The following is a 9369-nucleotide window of genomic DNA, read 5'->3' on the forward strand; positions in this document are numbered from 1 at the left end:
TGCGCAATCACCTGCAAAAGGGAGGTATCTAGCAAGCTTACGTATAATAATACTAGTTAAATTGCTTTTTGAGATCCAATTTACCATATTGACACATTTTCAAAGTCATTTACGAATAATATAGTGAAGGTCATCTTGCCGTATTTCATCACTGTTTGCGGCTTTTTGTCTAGTCTGCTTTGGATTTTCTTTGACTATTATTTGTGCTGATGCTGTTGTTCAAAAAGAAATAGTTGATTTTTAAAAGTTGGGACAAGCCATCATGGGGTCTGTTCCAATCTTTTTTATATTAGAGGTGTGTCATGTTAGTTGCAAAAAATAAGGCTGGTGAACTGATTAATCTTTTAGAGGGACTTCCCCAAAAGACCACTTTCTTCTGTCCGGCCTGCGGAGAGGCGGTGCGCTTTAGGCATGGTTCTGTTATGCGGCCGCATTTTGCTCATATTAGTCTTCAAAACTGCCGGTTTTACAATGAGAATGAATCGGCAGAGCATCTGTCTCTTAAGGCGGAGCTTTATGCTGGTTTATCAAGGACTGAGCGGGTTGCCGTGGAGCAGGTTCTGCCCCAGTTGGGACAGATTGCGGATCTTTTGGTCAATGAAAAATTGGCTCTGGAAGTGCAATGTTCGCGTCTGTCCGAAAACCACCTGCGTGAGCGGACGCAGGCCTATCAAAACAATGGTTTTCAGGTGCTGTGGCTGCTGGGGAAGAAGCTGTGGTTGACTAGACGTCTGTCCAATTTGCAGAAGCAGCTGCTTTATTTTTCACAGAATATGGGTTTTCATCTGTGGGAATTGGACTTGGACAGGCACTGTCTGCGTTTAAAGTATCTGATTTACGAGGATATTTTTGGCAAGGTTTATTATCAGACCAAGACTTGCCCCTTTGCTGCCAATATCATGGATTTTTTGCGTCTGCCCTACCGCCGGCAAACCTTGCTTTCCTATCAGGTTAAGCAGCACCAACAGGTTGGTTTGGCAGTTCAAAAACAGCTTATGGCGGGCAATCTGCACTGGTTGCGTCAGCAGGAACTTGCTTATTCACAAGGACGTAATCTGATAGTGCAGTCGGATGCTGACTTTTTTCCACAGGTCAGACCGCCTGAGGTAAAGGGCGGTTTTTGTCAAATTCAGGCCGATTTAGAGTCTTTTTATGCAGCTTTTTTCCACTATTATCAGCATCAAGAAAATAAGACTGTTCAAACACTGTATCCGCCGGCTTTTTATGATAAAATGAGGAGTAATCATATCATTAGCAGAAAGGAAAAGAACACGGACCGGCCGGCTGAAAGTTAGGCTGCTTGCTGCAAGCATGAAAATCCTGAGCATGTCCTGTCTTCCGGCCGTTTTTAAGTGTTCTTGGTGTTTACCTTATGTCTGATAACCGTAAGCATATTGAAGAAAAATATCAGTGGGATTTGACTACCATTTTTGCAAAGGACAGGGATTGGGAAAAAGAAGAAAAGACGCTTGGCGCAGATTTAAAAAAGGCGAAAACGGCCGCCGGCCATCTTTTGGATTCGGGTCAAAAGCTCTTAGAAATTACTGAGCAGTACTTGGCTTTAAGCCGCCGCTTGGAAAAAGTCTATGTTTATGCTTCCATGAAAAATGACCAAGACACGACAGTCGCCAAATATCAAGAATTTCAGGCCAAAGCAGTAACTCTGGCAGCCAAATTTAACCAGACTTTTGCCTTTTACGAACCTGAATTTATGCAGCTGTCCACAGAAAAATATCAGAATTTTTTAGCGGAATGTCCTCAGCTGGCAGCTTACAGCCATTTCTTTGAAAAATTATTTCAGCAAAAGGAACATGTCCTGTCTCACAAAGAAGAAGAGTTGCTGGCTGCTGCCGGTGAAATTTTCGGATCGGCCGGTGAAACCTTTGAGATTCTGGACAATGCGGATATTGCCTTTCCAACAGTTTTGGACGAGCAGAACCAGGAAGTTGAGCTGACGCACGGCAATTTTATCACCTTGATGGAATCTAAAGATCGCACGGTCAGAAAGGCTGCTTACCAAGCTTATTACAGCGTTTATGAGCAGTTTCAGCACACCTATGCTAAGACTTTAGAAACCAATGTTAAGGTTCACAATTTTAAGGCTGAGACGAGAAAATATACAAGTGCGCGTGAGGCCGCTCTGGCTGATAATTTTATCCCAGAGAGTGTTTACGACACCTTGCTGCAAGTTGTTAATAAGCATCTTCCCCTGCTTAGGCGCTATGTTAAACTCCGCCAGAAGATTTTAGGACTTGATGACCTTAGGATGTATGATATTTATACGCCTTTATCAAAGACAGATATGAGTTTTACCTATGATGAAGCTTTGAAAAAGGCTCAAGAAGTTCTGGCAGTTTTTGGTAATGATTATTCAGAGCGCGTGCACCGTGTCTTTACAGAACGCTGGATTGATGTTCAGGTCAATAAGGGCAAACGCTCAGGTGCTTATTCAGGCGGATCTTATGACACCAATGCTTTTATCCTGCTCAACTGGCAGGACACGCTGGACAACCTGTTTACGCTTGTTCATGAGACAGGGCATTCGCTGCACTCGGTCTTTACTCGTGAAAACCAGCCCTATGTTTATGGGGACTATTCTATTTTCCTGGCTGAGATTGCTTCAACTACCAATGAAAACATTTTGACAGAAACGCTTTTGCAAGAAGTGACAGATGATAAAGAACGCTTTGCCATTCTCAATCATTATCTGGATGGCTTCAAGGGAACTGTCTTTCGGCAAAGTCAATTTGCTGAGTTTGAACAGCTGATCCATCAGGCAGCTCAAGCAGGTGAAGTGCTGACCAGCGATTATTTGAGTAACCTTTATGCTGATTTAAATGAAAAATATTATGGCTTGGCTAAAAAAGACAATCCAGAAATTCAGTATGAATGGGCCAGAATTCCGCATTTTTACTATAATTTCTACGTTTATCAGTATGCGACTGGTTTTGCTGCTGCTAGCTATCTTGCGCATAAGATTGTGCACGGCAGTCAGGAAGATAAGGATAAATACCTCAGTTATCTCAAGGCGGGAAATTCAGATTATCCGCTTAATGTCATTGCCAAAGCAGGTGTTGACATGACCAAGGGAGACTATCTGGATGCGGCCTTTCAGGTTTTTGAAGAGCGTCTGACTGAGCTGGAAAAATTGGTTGAAAGAGGCGTGTATAAGTAAGCAAAGACAAGTTTAATGCTGCTTTGAAATGCGCTACTAAAATACCAGCAAATTTAATCCAAAAAATCGCTGGAAACGGTTTTCTTGCACTGTTTCTAGCGATTTTTTGCTGTGTTTGTTATAATGAAAAGGTCCGTTTAAGGATAATATTTATTGGATGAGAAACTGGGAGAAACAATGCCGCAGACAGCTTTTATTTGGGATTTGGACGGAACCTTGATTGATTCTTACGATGCGATTATGGAAGCTTTGGATGAGACTTATAAGCATTATCATCTGCCTTTTGATGCTAATTTTATTCGGCGTTATATTTTGCAGGAATCTGTGGGATAGCTTTTAGATAAGGTGGCTAAGCAGCAGAGGCTTAAGTCTTCTGAGCTCAAGGCCTTTTTCACAGAAGAACAGCAAAAACGTGATGACAAAATTGAGCTGCTGCCCTTTGCCAAAGAAACCCTGCAGTGGGGAAAAGAAAAGGGCATTGAGCAGTTTATGTATACTCACAAGGGAGCTTCAACCAAGGCAGTACTGGCAGAATTAGGAATTGAAGGCTACTTTACCGAGGTGCTGACCAGCGTGTCAGGTTTTAAGCGCAAGCCGCACCCGCAAGGGATTTTTTATCTGCTGGAAAAATACGCTTTAAATAAAGAGCACACTTATTATATTGGTGACAGGCGTCTGGATGTTGAGGTTGCTGAAAATGCAGGCATTCAATCCATCAATTTGGTTCAGCCAAGTTCTTCTATCAATCAAAAAATTGAAAATCTTTGGGCTCTGACACAGCTGAATTGTTTTTAAGCTCATGTGAAAAGGTCTGACAGAAAATTTCATGAAATGATTTTTCACTGCCCTGACTTTTATTTTTTGTTATAATAAAGACTATGGTTAAAACTTACAGTAAAAATGCCAACCGCAATATGCGTCGGCCTATTGTTTCTGAAACTGTTCTTGCATTTATGCGAGAACGTCAGCAGCAAAATCAAGGGGCATTAGCGGAATTGGAAGACTTTGCCCGCAAGGAAAACATACCGATTATTCCGCCGGAAACAGCGGCCTATTTTCGTTTGTTGATGCAGATTCTGCAGCCTCAAAAAATTTTGGAAATTGGCACAGCTATTGGTTTTTCAGCACTGTTAATGGCTGAAAATGCTCCTGAATCTGAGATTACAACGATTGACCGCAATCCTGAGATGATTGCTTTAGCCAAGGCTAATTTTGCGAAATACGACAACCGTAAGCAAATTCATCTTGTTGAGGGGGAAGCGTCGGATATTTTAGCGAATCTTGATGAGACCTATGATTTTGTCTTTATGGATTCGGCCAAATCAAAATACATTGTTTTTCTGCCAGCTGTTTTAGAGCGTCTGGCGGTTGGCGGTCTTGTTGTTTTGGATGATGTTTTTCAGGGAGGCGATGTGACCAAGCCCATCGAAGAAATTCATCGCAATCAGAGAGCTATTTATCGCGGTCTGCAGAAATTATTTGATGCGACCTTAACGCATCCTAGTTTGACAGCTAGTCTCTTGCCGCTTGGCGACGGCCTGCTCATGATTCGTAAGAACAGCGAGAAAGCCAAACTGCCTGATTAAGTCATATTTAAGAAATTATGGTATAATAAAAAAGTTAATGACAAAAAGGAGTTATCAAGAATGAAAAAACGTACGATTGTTACAGGACTTGTTACCTTGCTTTCTGTTGTCACATTGGCGGCTTGTTCCAAGACAACACAAAACAGTAAGATTATTACGATGAAAGGTGACACTATCACTGTTGCAGATTTTTACAACGAGGTAAAGGAGTCAACTGCTTCTAAGCAGGCTGTGCTGTCTCTGGTAGTCTCAAAAGTTTTTGAAAAGCAATACGGTGATAAGGTTTCTGATAAAGAAGTTACTAAGGCTTATAACAATGCTGTTAAATACTATGGTGATTCTTTCTCAAGTATCTTAGCTTCCCGCGGCTACACTAAGGAAACTTACAAAAAGCAAATTCGCTCTGAAAAATTATTGGAGTATGCTGTAAAAGAAGAAGCTAAAAAAGATTTGACCGATGCAAATTATAAGGCAGCATATAAAGATTATAAACCAGAAGTAACAGCCCAAGTCATTCAATTAGACGATGAAAACAAGGCTAAGTCTGTCTTGGAAGAAGCTAAAGCAGACGGTGCAGACTTTGCTAAAATTGCTAAAGACAATACTAAAGGTGATAAGACTGACTATACCTTTGACTCAGGCTCAACTGATCTTCCAAGTCAAGTGATGACAGCAGCCTTGGCGCTTGATAAAGATGGCGTATCTGACGTTATTACAACAGCGGATTCTTCCACTTACAAACCTGTCTATTATATCGTTAAGGTTATTAAGAAAGAAGACAAAAATGCTGATTGGAAAGCTTATAAGAAGCGCTTGAAAGAAATCATTGTTAATCAAAAATTAACAGATACTGATTTCCGCAATGCTGTCATTGGTAAGGCCTTTAAAAAAGCCAACGTAAAGGTTAAAGACAGAGCCTTCAGCGAGATTCTTTCACAATATGCAGCAGGCAACTCTTCTGATTCCAAAGCGACAACAACAGCTGCAAGTGATGATACAACAACAGCAGCCGCTGATCAAACAAGTGCTGCAGAGACTACATCTGCAGAATAGGTTTGCAAGAATTGACGGATGCTGCAAAAGACAGTATAATTAAAGCTATCAAGAATTGATTTTTATGCCCTTGCCTCAGAAAAATAGCGGTTGATGCGAGCTATGCAAAGCGAAAAATCTTGCTGCTTGATTGAAGTTAAATAAAATAAGAAAATAAGAATGACAAGTTCATTGAATGAAGGTGGTACCGCGGTTTTTTCGCCCTTCTTGCAGTGGACTTGTTTTTTTGGAGAAAAGGTTATGAAGAATTTTCAGATTAAACAAAAAATGTGGTCGCTTGGCGGTAAATTTACTATTACAGATGAGGCTGGTCTGCCCTCTTATGAAGTGGTTGGGAGCTTTTTGCAAATTCCTAAAACATTTACAATTTACGATATGCAAGGCAATCAGGTCAGTCATATTCAAAAGAAGACCTTGTCTTTTCTTCCTAAATTTTATGTGAACCTAAGCGATGGCTCTTCATTTTCCTTGAAAAAGGATCTGTCGTTTTTCAAGCCTCATTACACCATCGAAAATCTGGGTATGGAAATTCAAGGTGATTTTTGGGACATGAATTTTCGTCTCCTAAAGAATGGTCAAGAAGTTGCCAGTATTTCTCAGGAGTGGCTGCGTCTGACTTCGACATACAATATTAAAGTTCATGATGACCAGTATGCGGATATGGTGATATCACTTGTCATTGCCATTGACTATGTCAAAGAAATGGAACACAGCGCAGCAAATTCTGCCAGTAATTAAATGTCACTCTAAGACTCTCATCATTAATTTAAGAAAGGAATGAAGACAGAGCTAACCTCTGTGAAAACAAGGTAAAGCTCTTGGTATTTTATTATGAAACAATTAACCAGTGCTCAAGTACGTCAAATGTGGTTGGACTTTTGGAAGTCCAAAGATCATGCTGTTGAACCATCAGCTAATCTTGTCCCTGTCAACGATCCAACCTTACTCTGGATCAATTCAGGTGTAGCAACGCTGAAGAAATATTTTGATGGATCGGTTATCCCTGAAAATCCTCGCATCACCAATGCCCAAAAGGCCATTCGGACCAATGATATTGAAAATGTCGGTAAAACAGCTCGCCACCATACCATGTTTGAAATGCTGGGCAATTTCTCGGTGGGTGACTATTTCCGCGATGATGCTATCAAATGGGGTTTTGAACTTTTAACCAGTCCTGAATGGTTTGATTTTCCTAAAGATAAACTTTATATGACCTATTATCCGGACGATAAGGACTCTTACAACCGCTGGATTGAATGCGGCGTGGATCCTAGTCATTTGATTCCGATTGAGGATAATTTCTGGGAAATTGGTGCTGGACCTTCAGGACCGGATACCGAAATCTTCTTTGACCGCGGAGAAGATTTTGACCCAGATCATATGGGCGTTCGTCTTCTGGCTGAAGATATTGAAAATGACCGCTACATCGAAATCTGGAATATCGTACTGTCTCAATTCAATGCAGATCCTGCTGTTCCGCGTTCTGAGTACAAGGAACTGCCCCACAAAAATATTGATACGGGAGCTGGTTTGGAGCGCTTAGTTGCTGTTATGCAAGGGGCTAAAACAAACTTTGAAACAGACCTTTTCCTACCGATTATCCGTGACATTGAAAAATTATCTGGCAAAACTTACGATCCAGACGGTGACAACATGAGCTTTAAAGTCATTGCCGACCACATTCGCTCGCTGGCTTTTGCTATCGGTGATGGAGCTCTGCCGGGCAATGAAGGCCGCGGTTATGTGCTGCGCCGTCTGCTGCGTCGGGCTGTCATGCATGGCCGCCGTCTGGGCATCAATGAGTCTTTCTTGTATAAACTGGTACCGACTGTCGGACAGATTATGGAGTCTTATTATCCAGAAATTTTGGAAAAACAAGACTTTATTCAAAAAATTGTCAAACGTGAAGAAGAAACCTTTGCTCGCACCATTGATGCCGGATCAGGTCACTTGGATCAATTGCTGGCTGAGCTTAAAAAAGCAGGTCAGGATACGCTTGCTGGCCAAGATATCTTCAAACTCTATGATACGTATGGCTTCCCGGTAGAATTGACCGAAGAACTGGCTGAGGATCAAGGCTTTAAGATTGATCATGATGGCTTTAAGGCTGCCATGAAAGAGCAGCAGGACCGGGCTCGCGCCAGCGTTGTCAAGGGCGGATCCATGGGCATGCAAAATGAAACTCTGTCAAGTATCACTGAAAAGTCAGTCTTTAATTACGAAAAAGAGGCTTTGGACAGTACCCTTTCTGTCATCATTGCAAATAATGAGCGTACAGAAGCTGTGTCAGAAGGGCAAGCCCTCCTTGTCTTTGCCGAAACGCCATTCTACGCTGAAATGGGCGGTCAGGTGGCTGACCACGGTCTTATCAAGAACGATAAGGGAGACACTCTTGCCCGTGTGACAGATGTACAAAAAGCACCAAACGGTCAGCCTCTGCATACTGTGGAAGTGTTAGCCAGCCTGTCAATAGGAGAAGTTTACCATTTGGAAATTGACCATGACCGCCGCAATCGGGTCATGAAAAATCATACGGCTACTCACTTGCTCCATGCAGCTCTGCACAATGTCATCGGTAATCATGCTACTCAGGCAGGTTCGCTCAATGAAGAAGGCTTCCTTCGCTTTGACTTCACCCATTTTGAATCCGTAACGGCTGAAGAGCTGCGCCGCATTGAAGAAGAGGTCAATGAACAGATTTGGCAGGCCGTTCCGGTTACGACTATTGAAACAGATATTGATACGGCTAAGAAAATGGGAGCTATGGCTCTCTTTGGTGAGAAGTACGGCAAAGAAGTCCGTGTGGTTTCAATCGGAGATTATTCGGTAGAGCTTTGTGGTGGTACTCATCTGAAGAATACTTCTGAAATCGGCATTTTCAAGATTGTCAAAGAAGAAGGTATCGGTTCAGGAACCCGTCGTATTCTGGCGGTAACCAGCAAAGAAGCTTTTGAGGCTTATCGTGAAGAAGAAGATGCCCTGAAAGAAATTGCTGCAACACTTAAAGTGCCGCAAATGAATCAGGTCGCAAGCAAGGTTGCTGCACTTCAAGAACAGCTTCATCAGCTGCAAAAAGAAAATACCGAGCTAAAAGAAAAAGCAGCCGCAGCTGCAGCCGGAGATGTTTTCAAAGAGGTAAAAGAAGCAAACGGTCTGCGCTATATTGCCAGCCAAGTTGAGGTCTCTGATGCTGGAGCCCTGCGCACTTTCGCCGATAAGTGGAAACAAAAAGACTACTCAGATCTCCTTGTTTTAGCTGCCAGAATTGGTGAAAAGGTCAATGTCCTTGTCGCAAGCAAGAGCAAGGACGTCCATGCCGGCAATTTAATCAAACAACTCGCACCAATCGTTTCCGGCCGCGGCGGCGGAAAACCGGACATGGCCATGGCGGGCGGTAGTGATGCAACTAAAATTGCTGCTTTACTGGCTGCCGTTGGAGATAATTTGTAAACTAAAAAAACCAAGTTCAAATGACTTGGTTTTTTATTGTGGATTTTTTCTCAATGCTCCATAGAAATTTTTATTATTAGATATAATTGCAATTCATCTACGGTG

The 9369-nt window shown here is 42.2% G+C and carries 6 protein-coding genes and 1 pseudogene; all 7 read left to right on the forward strand.

All coding sequences use genetic code 11. The features are described from left to right. Nucleotides 1–302 precede the first annotated feature (302 nt). The 7 genes and pseudogenes from SCSH_RS04905 to alaS all read left to right on the forward strand — a co-directional run bounded on the left by SCSH_RS04905 (nt 303) and on the right by alaS (nt 9264). Nucleotides 303–1295, forward strand: a complete 993-nt coding sequence (locus SCSH_RS04905) for a competence protein CoiA (RefSeq protein WP_057490776.1) — start codon at nt 303–305, stop codon at nt 1293–1295. Nucleotides 1296–1372: 77 nt separating this feature from the next. Next, a complete protein-coding gene (gene pepF / locus SCSH_RS04910; protein ID WP_057490777.1) occupies nt 1373–3175 on the forward strand; it encodes an oligoendopeptidase F in 1803 nt (600 codons plus the stop codon). Nucleotides 3176–3352: 177 nt separating this feature from the next. Further along, nucleotides 3353–3970 (forward strand): annotated as a pseudogene (locus SCSH_RS04915) (HAD-IA family hydrolase). A gap of 83 nt (nt 3971–4053) precedes the next feature. Continuing rightward, complete coding sequence (locus SCSH_RS04920) at nt 4054–4761, forward strand: O-methyltransferase (RefSeq protein WP_057490778.1); 708 nt, start codon at nt 4054–4056, stop codon at nt 4759–4761. Nucleotides 4762–4821: 60 nt separating this feature from the next. After that, nucleotides 4822–5814: a peptidylprolyl isomerase PrsA gene (prsA, locus tag SCSH_RS04925; protein WP_057490779.1), complete on the forward strand. Its 993-nt coding sequence runs from the start codon at nt 4822–4824 to the stop codon at nt 5812–5814. Nucleotides 5815–6054: 240 nt separating this feature from the next. Further along, entirely contained in the window at nt 6055–6552 is a 498-nt protein-coding gene (locus SCSH_RS04930) for an LURP-one-related/scramblase family protein (RefSeq protein ID WP_057490783.1), read from the forward strand. Nucleotides 6553–6645: 93 nt separating this feature from the next. Beyond that, nucleotides 6646–9264: an alanine--tRNA ligase gene (alaS, locus tag SCSH_RS04935; RefSeq protein ID WP_057490780.1), complete on the forward strand. Its 2619-nt coding sequence runs from the start codon at nt 6646–6648 to the stop codon at nt 9262–9264. The last annotated feature ends 105 nt before the right edge of the window (nt 9265–9369 follow it).

The organism is Streptococcus orisasini (genome assembly GCF_001431045.1).
GTDB classification, from domain to species: domain Bacteria; phylum Bacillota; class Bacilli; order Lactobacillales; family Streptococcaceae; genus Streptococcus; species Streptococcus orisasini.